Source organism: Parvimonas sp. oral taxon 393 str. F0440 (assembly GCA_000223315.2).
Lineage (GTDB): Bacteria > Bacillota > Clostridia > Tissierellales > Peptoniphilaceae > Parvimonas.
This window is the reverse complement of the sequence record AFUS01000005.1, coordinates 393,240-412,927: the sequence shown is the minus strand read 5'-3', so window position 1 is coordinate 412,927 and position 19,688 is coordinate 393,240. Positions and strand designations below refer to the sequence as shown.

At 27.4% G+C, this 19,688-nt stretch carries 17 protein-coding genes and 6 pseudogenes; all 23 read left to right on the top strand.

The window, feature by feature from the left end:
- Positions 1–37 precede the first annotated feature (37 nt).
- The 23 genes and pseudogenes from HMPREF9127_RS09550 to HMPREF9127_RS06350 all read left to right on the top strand — a co-directional run bounded on the left by HMPREF9127_RS09550 (position 38) and on the right by HMPREF9127_RS06350 (position 19,685).
- The gene (locus HMPREF9127_RS09550) at positions 38–298 is read left to right on the top strand and encodes a YbaN family protein (RefSeq protein ID WP_009448522.1); all 261 of its coding nucleotides are present in this window, start codon (positions 38–40) and stop codon (positions 296–298) included.
- 23 nt (positions 299–321) lie between these two features.
- Positions 322–459, top strand: coding sequence for a hypothetical protein (locus tag HMPREF9127_RS09545; protein ID WP_255261731.1), 138 nt, complete (start codon positions 322–324; stop codon positions 457–459).
- A gap of 222 nt (positions 460–681) precedes the next feature.
- Positions 682–2,804: pseudogene (nrdD, locus tag HMPREF9127_RS06440) on the top strand (anaerobic ribonucleoside-triphosphate reductase).
- Positions 2,805–2,816: 12 nt separating this feature from the next.
- Complete coding sequence (nrdG, locus tag HMPREF9127_RS06435; RefSeq protein WP_009448590.1) at positions 2,817–3,311, top strand: anaerobic ribonucleoside-triphosphate reductase activating protein; 495 nt, start codon at positions 2,817–2,819, stop codon at positions 3,309–3,311.
- Between the two features lie 2 nt (positions 3,312–3,313).
- Positions 3,314–4,201, top strand: coding sequence for a cation diffusion facilitator family transporter (locus HMPREF9127_RS06430; protein ID WP_009448920.1), 888 nt, complete (start codon positions 3,314–3,316; stop codon positions 4,199–4,201).
- Positions 4,195–4,485 (top strand): hypothetical protein, encoded by a 291-nt coding sequence (locus HMPREF9127_RS09540; protein WP_009448680.1) that lies wholly within the window; start codon positions 4,195–4,197, stop codon positions 4,483–4,485. Before HMPREF9127_RS06430 ends, HMPREF9127_RS09540 begins: the two co-directional genes overlap by 7 nt.
- A gap of 122 nt (positions 4,486–4,607) precedes the next feature.
- A pseudogene (locus tag HMPREF9127_RS06425) lies at positions 4,608–5,256 on the top strand (YaaA family protein).
- A gap of 579 nt (positions 5,257–5,835) precedes the next feature.
- Positions 5,836–6,504 (top strand): CPBP family intramembrane glutamic endopeptidase, encoded by a 669-nt coding sequence (locus HMPREF9127_RS06420; RefSeq protein ID WP_009448503.1) that lies wholly within the window; start codon positions 5,836–5,838, stop codon positions 6,502–6,504.
- Between the two features lie 152 nt (positions 6,505–6,656).
- Positions 6,657–7,320, top strand: a pseudogene (locus tag HMPREF9127_RS09860) (CPBP family intramembrane glutamic endopeptidase).
- Between the two features lie 61 nt (positions 7,321–7,381).
- Complete coding sequence (locus tag HMPREF9127_RS06410; protein ID WP_009448806.1) at positions 7,382–8,104, top strand: CPBP family intramembrane glutamic endopeptidase; 723 nt, start codon at positions 7,382–7,384, stop codon at positions 8,102–8,104.
- Positions 8,105–8,167: 63 nt separating this feature from the next.
- A pseudogene (locus tag HMPREF9127_RS09855) lies at positions 8,168–8,883 on the top strand (CPBP family intramembrane glutamic endopeptidase).
- Positions 8,884–8,931: 48 nt separating this feature from the next.
- Complete coding sequence (locus HMPREF9127_RS06400; protein ID WP_009448540.1) at positions 8,932–9,639, top strand: CPBP family intramembrane glutamic endopeptidase; 708 nt, start codon at positions 8,932–8,934, stop codon at positions 9,637–9,639.
- 164 nt (positions 9,640–9,803) lie between these two features.
- A complete protein-coding gene (lpdA, locus tag HMPREF9127_RS06395; protein WP_009449002.1) occupies positions 9,804–11,204 on the top strand; it encodes a dihydrolipoyl dehydrogenase in 1,401 nt (466 codons plus the stop codon).
- Positions 11,205–11,261: 57 nt separating this feature from the next.
- The gene (locus HMPREF9127_RS06390) at positions 11,262–13,355 is read left to right on the top strand and encodes a Tex family protein (protein ID WP_009448918.1); all 2,094 of its coding nucleotides are present in this window, start codon (positions 11,262–11,264) and stop codon (positions 13,353–13,355) included.
- A 320-nt stretch (positions 13,356–13,675) separates the two neighbouring features.
- Positions 13,676–14,476 (top strand): DUF169 domain-containing protein, encoded by an 801-nt coding sequence (locus HMPREF9127_RS06385; RefSeq protein WP_009448834.1) that lies wholly within the window; start codon positions 13,676–13,678, stop codon positions 14,474–14,476.
- A 76-nt stretch (positions 14,477–14,552) separates the two neighbouring features.
- Positions 14,553–14,942, top strand: coding sequence for a TDT family transporter (locus tag HMPREF9127_RS09520; protein WP_009448867.1), 390 nt, complete (start codon positions 14,553–14,555; stop codon positions 14,940–14,942).
- Positions 14,939–15,469, top strand: coding sequence for a TDT family transporter (locus HMPREF9127_RS09515; RefSeq protein WP_482198267.1), 531 nt, complete (start codon positions 14,939–14,941; stop codon positions 15,467–15,469). Before HMPREF9127_RS09520 ends, HMPREF9127_RS09515 begins: the two co-directional genes overlap by 4 nt.
- A gap of 150 nt (positions 15,470–15,619) precedes the next feature.
- Positions 15,620–16,164: pseudogene (infC, locus tag HMPREF9127_RS06375) on the top strand (translation initiation factor IF-3).
- Between the two features lie 15 nt (positions 16,165–16,179).
- Positions 16,180–16,371 carry a 50S ribosomal protein L35 gene (rpmI, locus tag HMPREF9127_RS06370; protein WP_009448580.1) on the top strand — a complete coding sequence of 64 codons (192 nt, stop codon included), beginning with the start codon at positions 16,180–16,182 and terminating at the stop codon, positions 16,369–16,371.
- 18 nt (positions 16,372–16,389) lie between these two features.
- Complete coding sequence (rplT, locus tag HMPREF9127_RS06365) at positions 16,390–16,734, top strand: 50S ribosomal protein L20 (RefSeq protein ID WP_004832268.1); 345 nt, start codon at positions 16,390–16,392, stop codon at positions 16,732–16,734.
- Positions 16,735–16,912: 178 nt separating this feature from the next.
- Positions 16,913–18,346 (top strand): TrkH family potassium uptake protein, encoded by a 1,434-nt coding sequence (locus HMPREF9127_RS06360; protein ID WP_255261729.1) that lies wholly within the window; start codon positions 16,913–16,915, stop codon positions 18,344–18,346.
- Entirely contained in the window at positions 18,270–18,911 is a 642-nt protein-coding gene (locus tag HMPREF9127_RS06355) for a potassium channel family protein (protein WP_039849493.1), read from the top strand. The genes HMPREF9127_RS06360 and HMPREF9127_RS06355 overlap by 77 nt, the downstream gene beginning before the upstream one ends.
- Positions 18,886–19,685 (top strand): annotated as a pseudogene (locus HMPREF9127_RS06350) (TrmH family RNA methyltransferase). Before HMPREF9127_RS06355 ends, HMPREF9127_RS06350 begins: the two are co-directional and overlap by 26 nt.
- The last annotated feature ends 3 nt before the right edge of the window (positions 19,686–19,688 follow it).

Below are 19,688 nucleotides of genomic sequence, written 5' to 3'. Positions count from 1 at the left end.
TGTTATCATTATCGTATTATAGATATGGGGGTAATATATGAAAATTAAATTTGTAAAATACACTTGGATTGTAATAGGACTAATATTTTTTGTAATAGGTACGATGGGAGCTTTTTTACCGATACTACCTTCATTTCCATTCTATATGATAACATTGTATTGTTTTGCAAGAAGTTCTAAAAGATTACATGATTGGTTTGTTGGAACTAAATTATATAAAAATAATATAGAAAAAATTGCAAACAGAAAAGGTCTTTTATTAAAACAAAAATTAAAGATTATATTCTTTTTACCTTGACAATGGGTACAGGTTTTTATTTTATGAAAAATACAAAGATTGGAAGAATTATTTTAGTAATAGTTTGGTTTTTCCATATTATATATTTTTTGTTTGGAATAAAAACTATAAAAGACAATAAAAATGAAATAAAAAGTATTCAAACTGATATGAATTTTTAAAAATTTGTATCAGTTTTTTCTTGCATAAAATATTTTTAAGAAAATTAAAAAATTTTTTTAAATATTTGTTCTACTTGTTGATATAAAATATTTTACAATGGATTTCAAGCTATAAAATGGGTAAATATACTATATATAGTAGTAAGTGTTTTTGTTGACAATATATATTGTTGATGGTATAATCTTACTACCGAGAATTTTTAAGTGTTTATGGAGGTAGTTATGATTAAGGTAATAAAAAGAAATGGTCAAGAAGTTGATTTTGACGCAAATAAAATTGCTATCGCAATAAAAAAAGCAATGCATAGCAGTACTGGAATATATGAAGAAGGATTGGCAGAAAAGATTGCATCAGAGATAGAAACTTTTGCAACAACAATCGGAAAGAAAATGAGTATATATGATATAGAAGACCATGTTTATTACAGTTTGATTAAATATGGAAATCCTGCAACTGCAAGAGCTTATGAAAATTATAAGGCTGTTCAAACTTTTAAAAGACTTAAAAATACTACCGACGAAAGTATTTTAGGGCTTCTTGATAAGACAAATTTAGATGTTATAAATGAAAATTCAAATAAAAATGCAATTCTTGCATCAACTCAAAGAGATTTGATTGCCGGGGAAGTTTCAAAGGATATCGCAAGAAGAATGTTAATTCCTGTAGATATTGTTCAAGCACATGATGAAGGAGCTATCCATCTTCACGATATGGACTATTTAATTCAACCTATGTTCAATTGCTGTTTAGTTAATATTGGAGATATGCTTGATAATGGAACAGTAATTAATGGTAAAATGGTTGAAACTCCAAAATCATTCCAAGTTGCTTGTACAGTTATGACTCAAATAATTGCACAGGTTGCATCAGGACAATTTGGAGGTCAAAGCTTAAATATTGCACATTTAGGAAAATATCTAAGAAAGAGCTATGAAAAACATTTAAAACTTGCAAAAGAAATTTTAACTGATGAAAAAGATATCGAAAATATTGCAAGAGCAATGACGAAGAAAGAATTAGAAGCTGGTATTCAAACTATTCAATATCAAATTAATACTTTGATGACTACAAATGGACAAAGTCCTTTTGTTACTCTATTTATGTATGTTGAAGACGGTTTTGAATATGAAGATGAAGTTGCACAAATTGTTGAAGAAATAATAAAACAAAGATTAGAAGGAATAAAAAATGAAAAAGGTGTTTATATTACACCGGCTTTTCCTAAATTGATTTATGTTTTGGATGAAAATAATGTAAGAGAAGACAGTAAATATTATTATTTAACAAAACTTGCTGCAAAATGTACTGCAAAGAGAATGTATCCTGATTATATCTCTGCAAAAAAACTTAGAGAACATTATGAAGGAAATGTATTTGGACCTATGGGTTGTAGATCATTCTTAGCACCATATAAAGACGAAAATGGAAACTATAAATTTGAAGGTAGATTTAATCAAGGTGTTGTAAGTTTGAATTTACCTCAAATAGGAATTTTAAATATGGAAAATGAAGAAGGATTCTTTGAAATGTTGGAAAAAAGACTTGAAATTGTAAAAAAAGCACTTTTATTCAGAAACTCACTTCTTCAAAATGTAAAGAGCGATAATTCTCCTATTCATTGGCAATATGGAGCTATTGCAAGACTTAAAAAGGGCGAAAGCATTAAGAAATATTTGGAAAATGGATACTCAACTCTTTCTGTAGGCTATATCGGATTGTATGAAGCTACAATGTGTGTAAAAGGTGTTAGTCATACAACAGAAGAAGGAAAAGAATTTGCTCTTAAAGTTATGAGAAAGATTAAAGAAGCTGCTGATAGTTGGAGTGAAGAAACAGGAATGTCATTCTCATTATACGGAACTCCTGCTGAAAGTTTAACTCATAGATTCTGTACAATAGATAAGAAAAATATGGAGAAATAAAGGATGTAACAGATAAGGGATATTATACAAATAGTTATCATGTTGATGTTAGAGAAAATATTTCGGTTTTTGATAAATTCAGATTTGAAGAAGATTTCCAAAAATTATCAACTGGTGGTTGTATTTCCTATGCAGAAATTCCAAATATGAACCATAATGTTGAAGCAGTTGAACAAATGATTAGATTTATCTATGATAATATTCAATATGCTGAATTTAATACAAAATCAGATTATTGCCATGTTTGTGGATTTGACGGGGAAATAATCATAAATGATCATAATGAATGGGAATGTCCTCAATGTCATAATAAAGATAAACAAAAAATGAATGTAACTAGAAGAACTTGCGGTTATCTTGGAGAAAATTTCTGGAATGAAGGTAGAACTAAAGAAATAAAGGCAAGGGTGCTTCATATATAGTGAGGGATTAATATGAGATATGGTCAGATAAGAGCTTATGATGTTGCAAATGGTGTTGGTATCAGAACTAGTATTTTCGTAACTGGCTGTACACATAATTGTAAAGATTGTTTTAATAGAAAATATATGGATTTCAATTTTGGGGAGCTTTGGACAAAAGAAACTACCAATTTAGTCATAGACTATTTGCGTGATAAAAATGTAGCGGGTCTTACCTTGCTTGGTGGAGAACCAATGCAAAACGCAAAAGAACTCCTTGAAATTGTAAGAGATATTAAGAAAAGTGTAAATAAAAATATTTGGATTTATTCAGGATATACTTTTGAAGAAATTCTTGAAGATGATGATAGATTCGAGCTTTTAAAAGAATGTGATGTTTTAGTTGATGGAAGATTTGATTATAGATTAAAAGACTTAACTTTGAAATTTCGAGGTTCTTCAAACCAAAGAATTATAGACATAAAAAAGACAATTAAAACCGGAAATATTGTACTGTTTATGGAGTAAATATGTTAGAGAAAAAAATATTGAATATTTCAAAAATAGAAAATACAGATAAATATGATAGAAAAAAAGTCGGATATCTTTCAGGAATGATAGGAACATTTTTAAATGTTACTTTGGGAGTATCAAAATTTGTAATTGGAATTTTAGCAAATTCAGTTTCAATAACTGCTGATGCAGTAAATAATTTCTCGGATGCAATTTATTCCTTTGCAACAGTTTTAGGTTTTAAATTTTCTTCTGCACCTCCGGATAAGGATCATCCTTATGGACATGGAAGAGTTGAATATATAACTACCTTAATAATCTCAATGATGGTTATGATTGTAGGAGTTCAATTTGCAAAGACATCTATCGAAAGAATTATAAATCCTGAAAAAATTATTATGGGGAAAATAGGAATTGCTTTTTTAGTGATTTCTATTTTTATAAAACTTTGGATGAGTTTATTCAATAGAAAACTTTCCAAAGCAATAGATTCAAGCATTTTAAAGGCTACTTCAATTGACTGTTTGAGTGATGTTTTTACAACTTCAGTTGTTTTAATTGCAATGATTTTTGCTAACTATACTACTTTTCCGGTTGATGGAGTTGTAGGTCTAATAGTTTCTGCATTTATTCTATTCTCAGGTTTCTCTTTGGCAAAGGAAACAATTAGTCAACTTATTGGAGAAGCACCAAGTGTAGAATTGATAAAGTCAGTTTTGTCAGATATAGAAAAGCACAAAGAAATTTTAGGAATACACAATTACACTTTTCATAGATATGGACATCTTAAAACAATTGCAACTGTTGATGTTGAAGTTGATTCTGAAATGAGTTTAATCAAAGCACACAATCTTATGAGCCTTATTGAAAAAGAAATTTATGAAAATATGAAATTGTATTGGTAATCCATGTTGAGCCTGTTGGTGGAAACTTTACGGAAAGAGAAATTGAATTAAAAGAAATTACTGAAAATTGGAAAAATCAGTTTAGTTATATAAAATCAATGCATGACTTTGCAATCTACAAACAAGGAAATAAATACTTTGTAGGTTTGCAATTAGCATTAGATGGAAACAAATTAGATAAAAATTTTGACGAAAACAGTTTAAAAGCAGAACTTGAAGAACTGATAAAAAATTATGATGAAGAATTAAAAACTTCAATAACAATTTTATATGAATACTTTTAAAATAGCACTTCGGTGCTATTTTTTGATAAGTTGACGTCTATGTAATTTTTTTATATAATCAAGATAATAATTTATTTTTTAGATTTAGTTATACTATTTAATTAATATTTAAGGAGAGAAATATGAAAATAATTTTATCACCTGCAAAGACGATTTCTAAAACTTGTGAGAGATTTTCTTCAGGAGTTGAATTTTCTGATAAAACAAATGAAATTTTAAAGAATATTCCTGAAGTTTTGGTTTCAAAAGATTATTGCAAGGCCTTTTATATGTATGACGGAATGTGTTATAAAAATATAAAAAGAGAAGAGTTTGATGAGTGCGATTTAGAGTATATAAAGGAGCATTTAATTATTATTTCTGCACTTTATGGGGTGCTTAAACCTTTTGATTTAATTAATCCATATAGACTTGATTTTCTTATGAAAACAAAAATGGGAAATTTATATAATTTTTGGAAAGATGATATTGCCAAGAACATTTTAAAAGACACAGATTTTATTGTTAATCTTGCAAGTGAGGAATTTTCAAAAACAGTTAGAAAGTACATTTCAGAGAATCAAATTTTGGATTTTGGATTTTATGAAAAAGTTGATGGAAAACTAAAAAACATTCTACGATTTCAAAAAAGCTAGAGGAATGATGCTTAATTTTATGACTAAAAATAAAATTGAAAATATTGAAGATATAAAGAAATTTGACAAAGATGGATATGCGTTTATTGAAGAAATGTCTTCAAAAAATAAATTCGTATTTGTGAAAAATATCTAGAAATATTATTGGAGATGATTTTGTTCCAAATGACAGTAAGTTTGACGTAAGGATTATTCAAATCTTTGATTCGAAATTTAATCCACTTATCAAATACAATTCTTAATGGAGCTTTATGAGATCTCTCCGCTTCGTTTCGCATCGCTCAACTTCGGTCGAGATGACATATTAGGGATTTGATTTACAGAGTAATATTAAGTGAATGTTTTTATTTTATAATTAGAACTTCAAAAGTGTAAAAACTTTTGGAGTTTTTTTATGGGTTTTAAAAATAATTTTTATAAAAATGTTTACCTAAAATTTTAAAAATTAAGAATAGTAATATAATAATAAGAAAAAATAATAAATAATTATAATATTTTTATTGACAAATATAGTGTTTTCAATAAAATAAAAAATAATTATCAATATTTTCTTGTTTTTTAAAAATTTTGTGAAATTCATTTGACAAATACGTTTTCTTTATGGTATCATTACTTTGCATAGCAATTATTGTACTGCATTTATGCTTTTTAAGGTAAAATATGATGAATTTTATTTTTAAAAATTAATTGTAAATCAAAATTGGGGGTTAAACTTATGGCTTTGAAGAATAAAACAAAAGAGTTTGTTTTGGGAATAGTAGTGATATTATTATATATTATTTCGGACGAAATATTAAAGAACATGATAAAAAATATATATGATACTGATAAAATACTTATGTACAATTTTATTAAAAATTTTATTTTATCAGTTATATTCATACTATTTTCATTATTTTTAGTGAAAAAACATAAAAACAATATCGGCGTTTTAAAAATTGCTATTATTACAATATTAGCTTTTGTTTTTATGGAAATTATAAGAATCTTTGTCATAGGAAATTTTATAAAGTATTTCTTTCATTTTGAAAGTAAGAACAGTATATTTATGGAAAATTTAGTAAAAAGTAATTATTATTTTGTTTTTGAGACTATTGTTCTTATACCAATAGTTGAAGAATTTGTTTTTAGAAAGGCTATTTTTGGCGATTTATATGATTTGCATCAAGGTTGTAATAAGTATGTAAGGTTTATGACTTCATTTTTAATTTCAGGAATCTTCTTTTGTAGTATTCACGACGGAGTTTTTGCCCCGAGTGCAATAAGTCATTTGTTCGGAAGTCTTATTTATTCATCGCTTTATTTATATACAAAGAGCATAATTCCAAGTATTATAGCTCATGGGTTACATAATTCTGTATTTGTAATAGTTACATTATTGTAAAAAGATTTAGAAAATTTTATTAAATAGAATTAATTTTAAGAAATTTAGAAATTTAGCATAATAATTTGCTTGTTTATGATTAAGGAGTTTTTTATGGGAAAAACTGATTTATTAAATGTAAAAACTTTAAAAAGTGGATATTGCCAATTTTGATGTTTATTTTTTGCGAATTCATTTTTAAAAGAAAATTTTACCTTTTATTATTAAATTCAAATTTACTGGAGATTATATTTTTGATGTAATTTTATTTCAAGGATTAGGATATATTTTTATAATTATATCTGTGTTGTTAATTTCTAAGTATATATATAATAGAAAATTTAATTCAATAGATGCTTCTTCAAAAAAAGGATTAAAAGAGAGCTTTTTATTTTCTATTGTAATATTGATTTTAACCATAATATTCTTTTTGTATTCAGTAAATTTTTAACATATATTTTGGGTGTAGCTATAAAAAGTAAGAATTCTGAAATGACTTTACATTCCTTAAAATATACTAAATTTACAGTTTTTATTTCAGTTTTTACAGGACCGATGTTCGAGGAAATAGTATATAGAAAAATTTTATTTGGATATTTATATGATTTACTTTCGGGATGTAATAAATATGTAAGATTTGTAACATCAGTTCTGGTGTCTTCAGTAATTTTTGGAGCAACACATGATGGAGTTTTTCATCCTGCTATGATTTATTATGTAATATATGGAATAATTTTTTCCAGTGTATATTTTTATACAAAAAGAATTTCTGCATCTATGACGGTGCATGTTCTAAATAACTTGTTTTTAGCTATTATGAATATTTTTGTAACTTAATTATAATATTTTTTTAGAAAAATATAATTCATATTTTAAAAAAATTGCAAAGGAGGAAATTATGGTAAATGTAAAAAACTTAACAAAATGGGTAGCACCAGTTTTAATGTTTGTTTTTTGTGATTTTATTTATAGACAGCATTTAGTAAAATATTTATTAGATAGGGATTATTTAGTTGTTAATTTCTTTGAAAACTCTTTTTTGAATAAGACTTTTTCTTTTGGATTGTTAAATTTTGCTGTTGCAGTAATTATTTTATTGATTTCTAAATTTATATTCAAAGAAAAATTAACTTCAATAGATAGTTCTGATAAAATTAGTATAAAAAAATCTGCTATAATAGTAGTCTTGGCTGTTGTTTTAACAATAATCATATTTTATTTATTAACTTATATTATATATGATGTTTTAGGTTCGTCAGTCAATAGTGCAGCTGCTATCTATATTAGAGACATGTATATGCGAAATAAATTTATTTATGTTATTTTTACATTTTTTACTGTTACTTTTGAAGAAGTTGTATATAGAAAATTATTATTTGGATATTTATATGATTTACATTCAGGATGCAATAAATATGTAAGATTTATTACATCTTTGTTGGGATCGGTAATTGTTTTTGGAGCAGTCCATGATGGAGTCTTTAGTTCTGGAATGATTTTTTATGTTATGGCGGGTATAAGTTTTACTATTGTTTATTTTTATACTAAGAGAATTTCATCAGCCATAGCTATACATTTCTTATATAATATAAGTTTACGATTTATTCTTACTATTATTTAGCTCAATTATTATGGAAATATAGTTTATATCTTTTATAAATATTATTTGTCTAGGAGGGAAATTATGGTAAATGTAAAAAATATTAAAAAGTGGATTTTTCCTGTTTTAATGTTTCTATTTTTTGAATTCATCTTTAGGCAGAAAATTTTAAATTCTTTATTTTTTGGAAAAATATTTGTTTTTAAATTTTTGAAAATCCAATTGTAAATAATTTCTTTGTTGGTGGGATTTGTTGCCTATTTGGGAATTGTATAATATTTTTTATTATAAAGTATGTATTTGATGGAAAATTAAATTCTATAGATAGTTCAGAAAAAATGGACTTAAAAAAATCTATAATAATTTCGATATTGGCTTTTGTTTTTACTATGTTGATTATATATTTTGCTTTGTACATTGAAAGTATTCTCAAACTTAAGGTTTATAGTTTGAATGCAAAAAATATTAGGGGTGCTGAAAGACTTAATTTGTTTGTAAGTTTATTTTCGATGTCTTTGGTGAGTATATATGAAGAAATGGTGTATAGGCGAATATTATTTGGATATTTATATGATTTACATTCGGGTTGTAATAAATATATTAGGATAATAACATCTATAGTAGTATCATCAATAATCTTCGGTTCAATACATGATGGTGTATTTCATTTAGCTATGATTCAGTATATAATTTATGGAATATCTTTTTCAGCTATATATTTGTATATTAAGAGAATCAGTTCAGCTATAACAGTTCATGTTTTGGTTAATATATTTTTAACAATTATTAGATTTTTCTAATTTAGACATAAAAAACTTATTATAAAATAAAAATTTTAGGAGGAAGTTATGAGTGTTAAGACAAAAAATTTTATTGTATCATTCTTGATATCATTGGTGTATTTTTTAGGAATTTCAAGATTTCCTACATTGGTAAATAAGTATATAAAATCAGAATTTGTGATTAAAAACTTAACAAATATAAATATTGCTTTAACTTTGATTTTTGCGATTATTGTATATTTGTTTTGTAAAAAATTCCCTACAAATTCAATATCCAAAGATAGCAAAAAGGAATCTTTATTAAAATCTATTTTGATTGGGGCATGTTCAGGGATAGTTTTACTAGTTGTAATTCAAATTTTATTTAAAATTTTAGGATTTTTAGGTTATCCTTATGATATGACAGGGGAATTTATTAGAATTAAAAATGTAGTTTCTAATAATAAAATCGCATTGATAAATTTAGTATTTATTATTCCTTTTGTAACTGAAATAGTTTATAGAAATGTAGTATTTGGCTATTTATATGATTTATATGAAGGTGGATACAAATTTGTCAGATTATTCACACCGGCTTGTTTAGCGGGAATATTGTTTGCACTTATAAATATAAAACATGCACTTCCTTTAGTAGTAGAAGCTGTAATTATATCCTTGACTTTTGGATATGTTTTTTTAAAGACAAAAAGAATAGAAAGTGCAATAATTGGACATATCGTATTTAGTACAGGTATTGTAATACTTTCATTTATCGTAAAGACAAGTGTTTTATAAAATTATTTATATTGATTATAAATTACTTTGTTCAAATGTAAGTGATTTGAAATAGTTTATTGCAAATATAGTAAAATTTATTTAAAAACTTGAAAAAAAGTATTTTTGATATATAATTTTAAGTGAGTGAAAACTTAAAATAAAATAATTAAGGAGTGTGTTTTATGACTAAAATAGCTGTTATTGGAGCAGGCCCAGGAGGATATGAGGCTGCTATTAGAGCTGCACAAATGGGAGCAGAAGTTGTACTTATTGAAGCTGATAGACCGGGTGGTACTTGTTTAAATAGAGGATGTATCCCTACAAAAACACTTTGGAAAAATGCTGAAATTATGGAAAATATTCATAGAAAAGCAGAATTCGGTTTACTTATGGACGAATGTAAAATTGATCCAATAAGACTTAATGAAAGAAAATGCGAAGTTGTTGAAAAAATCGTAGGTGGGGTAGAATTTTTAATTGGTTCTTATCCTAATATTGAATACTTAAAAGGTTTTGGTTCTTTTGTTGATCCACATACAATTCATGTTAAATTGAATGATGGTTCAGAAAAAGATGTAACAGCTGATTACATAATTATTGCAACAGGTTCTAAACCAAGTATTCCACCAATTGCAGGAGCTGATTTACCTAATGTAATCACAAGTGATGAGTTCTTAGATTTAAAAGAAATTCCTGAAGAACTTATAGTTGTTGGTGGTGGAGTTATCGGAATGGAATTTGCAAGTATTTATGCTCAATTCGGTTCAAAGGTAACTGTTATGACTAATGGTGTTTTACCTGCAACTGACGGAGAAATTCAAAAGAGAATTCCAAGTATTTTCAAGAGAGCAGGAATTAAGATTGTAAATAAAGTTCGTGCAAGTGAAATTAAAGAAGAAAACGGAAAATTAAAAGTTACAGCTAACAGAGTTGATAAAGATAAAGTTGAAGAGGCTGAAGGTACAATGGTTCTTTTAGCAACAGGAAGAAAAGCTAATATTGATGGATTAGAAATCGAAAAAGCCGGAGTTGTTACTGAAAGAGGAGCTGTAGTTACTGATAAAGAATTTAAAACAAATGTTGACCATATTTATGCTATTGGTGACGTTGTTTATGGAAATGTTCAACTTGCTCACGTTGCAAGTGCTCAAGCAATTCATGTTGTTGAAAAATTAATGGGAGAACATCCTGAAATTAATTTAGATATCGTTCCTGCTTGTACATTTACTTTACCGGAAGTTGCTCAAGTTGGTTTAACTGAAGAAGAAGTTATTGCTCAAAATATTCCTTATGTTAAGAGTAAATTTATGTTCAGTGGAAATGGTAAAGCTGTTTCATTAGGAGAGGCTGATGGTTTTGTAAAAGTTCTTGCAACTGAAGACTTAAAGAGAATTTTAGGTATCCATATTATCGGACCTCATGCAAACGACTTGATTCATGAAGGAACTGTTGCTATGGCAAATAATATGGGAGTTGAATCAATAGGAAAGATGATTCACGCTCACCCAACTCTATCAGAAGCATTTATGGAAGCGATTCATCAATTAGAAGGAAAATCAATCCATAGTGCACCTGCAAAATAATTATTTTGTTAGAATTTTAGGGAGCGTAAGCTCCCTTTTTTATGTAGAGAGGTAAGAATGAATATTTTTGAACAAATTGCAAAAGAATTAAATATAAAAATAGGTCAAGTTGAAAATACTGTAAAACTTATAGATGAAGGAAATACAATTCCTTTTATTGCAAGATATAGAAAAGAAGTTACAGGAAATTTAGATGATGAAATACTTAGAAATTTAGAACAAAAATTACAATATTTAAGAAATTTAGAACAGAGAAAAGAAGATGTTATAAGATTAATTGACGAGCTTGGAGAGTTGACAGATGAATTGAAAAATGAGATTATAAATGCTGAAACTCTTTCAAAAGTTGAGGATATATATCTTCCATTTAGACCTAAAAAGAGAACTAGAGCAACTATTGCAAAGGAAAAAGGTCTAAAACCACTTGCTGATTTGCTTTTAGATAGAAAACTTAATGAAAATAATTTTGAACAAAAAGTTTCTGAATTTATTAGCGAAGAAAAAGAAGTTTTAACTATTGAAGAAGCTATGGCGGGAGCTTTAGATATCATTGCGGAAATGATTTCAGAAGATAAAGATTTTAGAGATATTTTAAGAAATGATGCTGACAGGAATGGAGTTTTGGTTTCTGAAAAAGGAAAAGAAGAAAACAATGTTTATGATATGTATTATGAATTTTCTGAAAAGATTTCTAAACTTCCAGCACATAGAATACTTGCTATAAATAGAGGAGAAAAGGAAAAAGCTCTAAAAGTTTCTATAAAGTTAAGTGATGAAAAAAATATCGGGGAGATTTTATTTGCACTATGTATGGATGATGAAAACTTCTGTCATAAATTTTTAAAAGAAGCAGTTGTTGATGGATATAATAGACTTTTATTCCCACAAATAGAAACTGAAATAAGAGCAAATTTAAAGGAAAAGGCAGATACACAATCTATTGAAGTTTTTGGTAAAAATTTAAAACCTTATATTATGCAATCTCCAATTCTTGACAGAGTTGTTTTAGGAATTGACCCCGGTTATAGAACGGGTTGTAAGGTGGCAGTTATTTCAAAAACGGGATCAGTTTTAGATCATGTAAATATCTATCCAACAAAACCGCAAGAAAAGATAAAGGAAAGCAAGGAAATTTTGGCAAAACTTATTAAAAAATATGATGTAAGTTTAATTGCTATTGGAAATGGAACTGCAAGTCGTGAAACTGAAAAAGTTGTTGTTGAATTGATAAATGAATTGAAAAAAGAAGACTTATTCTATTCAATTGTAAATGAAGCAGGAGCTTCAATTTATTCTGCATCAAAACTTGGGCAAGAAGAATTTCCGGATTTAGATGTAACTGTTAGAGGTGCAATATCAATAGCAAGACGTATTCAAGACCCAATGGCTGAGCTTGTAAAGATTGAACCAAAACATATTGGTATAGGACAATATCAGCATGATGTAAATCAAAAACAATTGACAGAAACTCTATCTGATGTTATTGAGGACTGTGTAAATAAGGTTGGAGTTGATGTTAATACTGCTTCTTTTTCTTTATTATCCTATATTTCAGGAATGACAAAAACTATGGCTAAAAATTTAGTTTCATATCGTGATGAAAATGGAGCTTTTAAAAATAGAGATGAAATAAAAAAAGTTAAGGGAATAGGTCCTAAAGCATATACTCAATCAGCAGGATTTTTGAGAATTAGAAATGGAGAAAATCCACTTGACAATACTGCTGTTCACCCTGAAAGTTATGAGATTGCAGGAAAACTTTACGGAAAAGATTTGGATAAGATTAATATTTCAAAACTTTCAAAAGAATTGGAAGTTGGAGAATTGACTTTAAAGGATATAATTGAAGAACTTAAAAGACCCGGTCGTGATATAAGAGAGGATATGCCGAAACCAATTTTAAGATCCGATGTTCTTTCCATTGAAGATTTGGAAGTTGGAATGGAATTAAAGGGAACTGTAAGAAATGTTGTTGATTTTGGGGCTTTTATAGATATTGGAATTAAAAATGACGGACTTGTTCATATTTCACAAATTTCAAATAAATTTATAAAGCATCCGTCAGAAGTTTTAAAAGTAGGCGATATAGTTAAGGTTAAGATTTTAGAAATTGACCTTGAAAAACAAAAAGTCAAATTGACAATGAAGTAAGAAATGCGATTATTAGCATTTCTTTTTTTGCATAAAAATAATAGGACTATAAATATCGATGTTATGTAAAATATTTATAAAAATGGTAAATTTGTTATCATAAGTTTTTTTATACTTTCAGAAAGTTATTAAATGTTTAAAAGTCAAGCAAATATTTTTATGATAAAAATAAATTATTAATAATGTTTATCCATAGAAAAAAAGTATTAGACTTATTCTTAATCCTATGATAATATAATATTGATTATATTTGTTTGCTAATTCGCAAAGTATTTTATCAAATATAAATATAAATATAAAAATTAAATAGGAGGTTTTGAATGGATATTCAAGAAAGTGTAAAACTTATCGATTCGTATTTAGATTTAAATCGTAAAGTTGTAGGTGTGAAGTTTTTTCACGATGAAGAAAGTTATGAAAATTTTGAAGTACCTGAAAGAGAAAGTAAAGTTACATATTGTAATGCTGTTAATTTAGCATCTAAAGGTTCAAACATAAAGGTAAGAAAGGTACATCAAGGGTGCCCAAACGGTGCGGTTGCTTTTGGCTTTAATCAAGCACCACCAAAGATGGCATCTGGAGAAGCAAGATTTAGTAAAAATATTTATAATGATGTTAAGACATCAAAGAGTGTTTCTGATGATATGATATTTTTAAAAGACAAGGTTTATGGTATAGCAATAATGCCTTTAGAAAATTTTAAAGTTGAACCAGATGTTGTTGTTATGATTGAAAAAGCATATAACATAATGAGAGTTGTTCATGGATATTCTTATTTTAATGGATATTCTCCAGAAATGAAAACTGTTGGGTTACAAGCTGTTTGTCATGATCTTACAACTCTTCCTTATGAACATGGAACAATTAATATTACATTCCTATGTCCTGGAACTAGATTAATGGCAAATTGGCATCCGGATGAATTAGGAATTGGAATGGCTTGGAAACATTGGTACAATGTTGTTCAAGGAATTATGGAAACAACAAATCCATTTGAACGTAATGGGAACAAGAGAAAAATAATTAAGAAGATGAAAAAGAATCATATGGATGATTCTGTAATCGAATTAAATAAAAATTATGATACAGGAACATATTTAGGTGGACCAATAAACAAATAAATTTATTATAGTTAGGAATTTCTTAAAAAGAAATTCCTAACTATAATTTCTAAAAAATTTAGTAAAGGAGAATTATATGAATCTTTTGAAAAAATTACCTATTCCAATTGCAGGTTTGATTTTATCAATGTTTGCGCTTGGAAATCTGTTACAATCTTATAGTAATGTTGTAAGATTATGTATAGGTGGAGTAGCACTTATCTTATATATTATTTTTGTTTTAAAAATTGTTGTGCTAAATTCTAAATTAAAAACCGTTTTGGATAATCCGGTTGCTGCTAGTGTTCTTTTAACAATTACAATGGCTACTATTTTGCTTAGTAGCTATGCAAAGCCATATTCATCAGTTTTAGCTGTAGTAGTTTGGCTTGTTGGTGTTATATTACATACTTTGCTAATGATTTGGTTTAGCTTGAAATTTTTACCTAATTTTTCAATAAAAAAGTATTTCCATCTTGGTATATAGTTTATGTTGGTATTGCAACAGCAAGTGTTACTGCAGGAGCTGCAGGACAATTAAAGTTAGGACAAATTTGTTTTTGGTTTGCTTTAGTAGCATATTTAATTTTAATACCTGTTGTTTGTTATAGAGTATTTAAAGTTAAAGAAATTCCTGAACCTGCCAAGCCAACTTTTGCAATTTTATCAGCACCTGGTTCACTTGCACTTGCAGGATATTTGAATGCTTTTCCTGAAAAGAATTTTACTTTCGCTGCTGTTTTGTTTGGATTTTCACTATTTTTCTATTTAGTAGTTTTAGTAAATTTACCAAAATTACTGAAATTGAAATTTTCTCCTGGGTTTTCAGGATTTACATTCCCACTTGTAATAAGTGCAATTGCTACAAAATTATTTAATGGATATGTTACAAAATTATACGGAGCTAATTCAGCTTTAAAATTATTAGTTAATTTCCAAGAAATATTAGCGACTTTGATTGTACTATATGTTTTTATAGGATATATGAAATTTTTATTTGAAAAAGAAAACTAAAAAATTATTAAAAATTACTTGACTATTTTATTTATATATGGTAAAATATCCAAGTAATATGATGAATGAAGTAGAGTACTCGCTCTCACCTTGTTACTATTTTGTTTCAGGTTTATGTTAATAATTTAAGTTTTGTAATTATTATGGCGGGTGTTTACTCGCCGTTTTTTTTGTGGAGGTGTTATTATAAAAGAGCTTTTAATTAATGAAGAGATTAGAGCAAAAGATGTTAGATTAATTGATGCAGAAGGTAATCAAATTGGAGTTGTTCCAATTTCAAGAGCATTGGAAATGGCAAATGAAAAGAAATTGGATCTTGTAAATATTTCTCCTAATGCTAATCCACCTGTTTGCAAAATTTTAGATTATGGAAAATATAGATATGATTCATTAAAGAAAGAAAAAGAGTCAAGAAAAAACAAAAAGTTATGAATGTTAAAGAAATTAGACTTACTCCGAGTATTGACAAGCATGATATAGAAGTTAAGGCAAAACATGCAAATAACTTCTTAAAAGCCGGAGATAAGGTAAAAGTTTCTGTAAGATTCAGAGGTAGAGAATTGGGACATACTGATATTGGTAAGGTCGTTTTAAATCAATTTAAGGAACTTACTGAAGAATTTGGAAATGTAGAAAAAGATTCCGTAATGGAAGGTAGAAATATGACAATGTTTTTATCACCAAAACAAGATTAATAGGAGGTTTTAGGTATGGCTAAAATGAAAACACATAGAGCGTCAGCTAAGAGATTCAAGAGAACTGGTACTGGAAAAATTAAGAGATTTAAGGCATATAAGAGCCATTTAACAAGTAAAAAATCACCAAAGAGAATTAGAAATTTAAGAAAATCAGCAGTTATCAGCAGTGGAGATCAAAAAAGAATCAATAATATGATTCCTTAATTATGGAGGTAAAGAGTAATGGCAAGAATAAAACGTAGTTTAAATGCAAGAAAAAAACATAGAAAAGTATTAAAACAAGCTAAAGGTTATTATGGTGCGAAGTCTAAATTATTCAAAGTTGCTAACCAAGCAATTATGAAATCAATGACTTATGCATTCATCGGAAGAAAGAGAAAGAAAAGAGATTTCAGAAGCTTATGGATTGCAAGAATTAATGCCGGAACAAGACAATATGGTTTAAGTTATAGCAAATTTATGTATGGACTTAAGAAAAATAATATTAATATGAATAGAAAAATGCTTTCTGAAATGGCTATAAATGATCCTGAAGGATTCAAAAAATTAGTTGAATTAGTAAGATAGAGAGATGTCCCTTCATAATTGAAGGGATTTTTTATTGTGAAGCAACAAGGTTCCCGGGTACCCACCCGATGCAAAGCATCGTGGAAGGGTGGGGTTGTTATTGCGAAGCAACAAGGTTCCCGGGTACTCACCCGATGCAAAGCATCGTGGAAGGGTGGGGTTCTTATTGGAGGTTATATTGAAAGATTTTATAAAACAGCTAAAAGATAAGCTTGAAACAAATCCACCTGCGGTTTTAACTTTAGGGTTTTTTCTAATTATAACCGTTGGATCAATTCTTTTGTTTTTACCTTTTTCATCTAAAAACCTAAATTTTACAAATTTTTTAGATTGTGTATTTATATCAACTTCATCTGTTTGTGTAACAGGGTTATCGACCATAAATATCACCAACGAATTTAATTATATTGGGAAATTTATTATAATGCTCTTAATTCAAGCCGGAGGCTTGGGTTTTATGACAATGGCTACCATGGTAGCAATGATTTTAGGTGAAAAGATAACTTTGAAAGATAGGCTTGTAATTCAGGAACAGATGGGGACAACAAGACTTACAGGAATGGTAAGGCTTATAAGATATGTGATTTTTTCAACTTTTATAATAGAAGGATTGGGAGCATTTTTGCTCTGTTTTACATTTGTTCCAAAGCTAGGTTTAAAGGGAATTTTCTATTCTATTTTTCATTCCATATCAGCTTTTTGTAATGCCGGTTTTGATATTTTGGGTGAAAATAGTTTGGAAAGTTTTAATACAAATCCATATTTACTTCTAGTTATTTCTTTTTTGATAATTTTAGGGGGACTTGGATTTAATGTATATATTGATATAAATAATTATAAATTAAACTATAGAAAATATTCTTTGCATACTAAGATTGTTTTGGTAATGACTTTAGGTTTACTTATATTTGGGACAATTGCATTTTTTATTTTAGAATATTCCAATGTAAAGACTTTGAAAAGCTTTAACCTTTTTGATAAAATAATAAATTCGTTTTTTCAGTCTGTAACTACCAGAACGGCGGGATTTGCTTCTATAAATCAAACAGGGTTTACTGAATCTTCAACGATTTTAAGTATATTTTTGATGTTTATAGGGGGTTCACCCGCAAGTACAGCAGGTGGGATAAAGACTACCACAATATTTTTATTAATTGTAACTACTATTTCTTTTATTCAAAATAATAATGAGATAGAGGTTTTTAAAAGGAGAATTTCTTTTTCTTTAGTTAAAAGGGCAATAGGTATTTTTGTTATATCTATATTATTGGTCAATGCTGTAGTTTTTGTTTTAACTTTAATAGAAGATTATCGTTTTATAGACTTGCTTTTTGAAACGGTTTCAGCTTTTGCAACCGTTGGTCTTAGTAAGGATTTAACTCCGCATTTGAAAGATATTACAAAAATGATTATAATTATATTGATGTTTATTGGAAGGGTAGGACCTCTTACAATTATTTTTCTTTTTATAAAAAAGTCAATAAGAAGAAATTTAAGTATTCAAATGGAAATGTTATTGTTGGATAGGAGATATTATGAAACAAATTGTTGTTTTAGGTTGTGGAAGATTCGGAATGAGTTTAGCCATCACCTTAGAAAGACTTGGAAATGAAGTAATGGTAGTAGATAAAGATGAGGAGATTATAAATTCCATTGCGAATAAGGTTACTCATGCCATAGTTTGCGATGTTAGTGTTGATGGAAGTTTAAAGGAATTAGGGCTTACAAATTTTGATATTTGTGTTGTTGCAATAGGTTCTGATTACAAAACTTCAATTATTGCAACTGTTGAAGCTAGAGAACTTGGTATTCCAAAAATTATTGCCAAGGCTACTGATAGCGTTCAGGCTATGGTTCTTAAGAAAATAGGAGCTGATAGAGTTATTATTCCTGAAAGAGATATGGGAATAAGAGTAGCAAATACTATTAGTAATTCAAATATTTTAGATTCCATTAATTTGTCTGATGAGTATTCTCTTGTTGAAATTTCACCGATTGCTGATTGGATTGGAAGATCAATAAAGGAATCTGAAATTAGAAACAAACATCATGTAAATATTGTCGCAATAAAAAATAAGGATGGTTTGGAGATAAATGTCGGAGCGGACTATGTTATAAAGGATAGTGATATTCTTCTTGTTGCAGGAAGAAATGACCGAATTGGTAAGTTGGTATAGGATGGAATTTAAAATAATAGATAGTAAAGAAAATAAAAAGTACAAATTATTTAAAAGTCTGTATTTGAAAAAGAATAGAGATAAATACAAATTATTTTTATTAGAGGGCAAAAAACTTTTATTAGAAGCAATAAACGAAAATCTAAATATTGAAAATATAATTTGTACTGAAAAATTTATTGAAAACTTTGATTTTAATGAAAAATATTTAGATAAAGTTATAATCTTATCTGAAAAATTATTTAAGAATTTAACTGAACTTACAAATTCAGAAGGAGTTATTACTGTTGTAAATTATATTGAGGATAAAAATATTTCTTCTAAAAATATAATTTGTTTAGAAAATGTAAGTGATCCGGGAAATTTTGGAACAATAGTTAGAACTGCAAATGCTTTTGGAATTAAGGATATATTGACTATAAATTGTGTAGACAAATATAATTCTAAAGTTTTAAGGGCAACTATGGGTGCATTATTTAGAACGAATATTATAAATTGTGATATTGATAGAGTAAAAGAACTTCAAAAAGATGGTTATAGAATAATTTCTACAACTTTAAGTGAAAATTCAAAATTTTTGGAAGAATTTAATTTTGATGAAAAAATATTGTTGTTATGGGAAATGAAGCAAATGGTGTTTCAGATGAAATGCTTAAAATTTCAAATGAACATTTAAAAATAGATATGGATAATTCAATGGAGTCTTTAAATGTATCAATAGCAGCTGCAATAATAATGTATAAAATATATAAAAATAAAAGGAAGTGTTTTTGAACA

Excerpts from the sequence above, each read along its gene's own strand:
- rpmI (WP_009448580.1), top strand. The coding sequence starts at position 16,180 with ATGGCTAAAATGAAAACACATAGAGCGTCAGCTAAGAGATTCAAGAGA.
- HMPREF9127_RS09520 (WP_009448867.1), top strand. The coding sequence starts at position 14,553 with ATGAATCTTTTGAAAAAATTACCTATTCCAATTGCAGGTTTGATTTTA.
- HMPREF9127_RS09550 (WP_009448522.1), top strand. The coding sequence starts at position 38 with ATGAAAATTAAATTTGTAAAATACACTTGGATTGTAATAGGACTAATA.
- HMPREF9127_RS06420 (WP_009448503.1), top strand. The coding sequence starts at position 5,836 with ATGGCTTTGAAGAATAAAACAAAAGAGTTTGTTTTGGGAATAGTAGTG.
- HMPREF9127_RS06385 (WP_009448834.1), top strand. The coding sequence starts at position 13,676 with ATGGATATTCAAGAAAGTGTAAAACTTATCGATTCGTATTTAGATTTA.
- HMPREF9127_RS06400 (WP_009448540.1), top strand. The coding sequence starts at position 8,932 with ATGAGTGTTAAGACAAAAAATTTTATTGTATCATTCTTGATATCATTG.
- HMPREF9127_RS06355 (WP_039849493.1), top strand. The coding sequence starts at position 18,270 with ATGAAACAAATTGTTGTTTTAGGTTGTGGAAGATTCGGAATGAGTTTA.
- rplT (WP_004832268.1), top strand. The coding sequence starts at position 16,390 with ATGGCAAGAATAAAACGTAGTTTAAATGCAAGAAAAAAACATAGAAAA.
- HMPREF9127_RS06390 (WP_009448918.1), top strand. The coding sequence starts at position 11,262 with ATGAATATTTTTGAACAAATTGCAAAAGAATTAAATATAAAAATAGGT.
- lpdA (WP_009449002.1), top strand. The coding sequence starts at position 9,804 with ATGACTAAAATAGCTGTTATTGGAGCAGGCCCAGGAGGATATGAGGCT.
- HMPREF9127_RS06430 (WP_009448920.1), top strand. The coding sequence starts at position 3,314 with ATGTTAGAGAAAAAAATATTGAATATTTCAAAAATAGAAAATACAGAT.
- HMPREF9127_RS09545 (WP_255261731.1), top strand. The coding sequence starts at position 322 with ATGAAAAATACAAAGATTGGAAGAATTATTTTAGTAATAGTTTGGTTT.
- nrdG (WP_009448590.1), top strand. The coding sequence starts at position 2,817 with ATGAGATATGGTCAGATAAGAGCTTATGATGTTGCAAATGGTGTTGGT.
- HMPREF9127_RS06410 (WP_009448806.1), top strand. The coding sequence starts at position 7,382 with ATGGTAAATGTAAAAAACTTAACAAAATGGGTAGCACCAGTTTTAATG.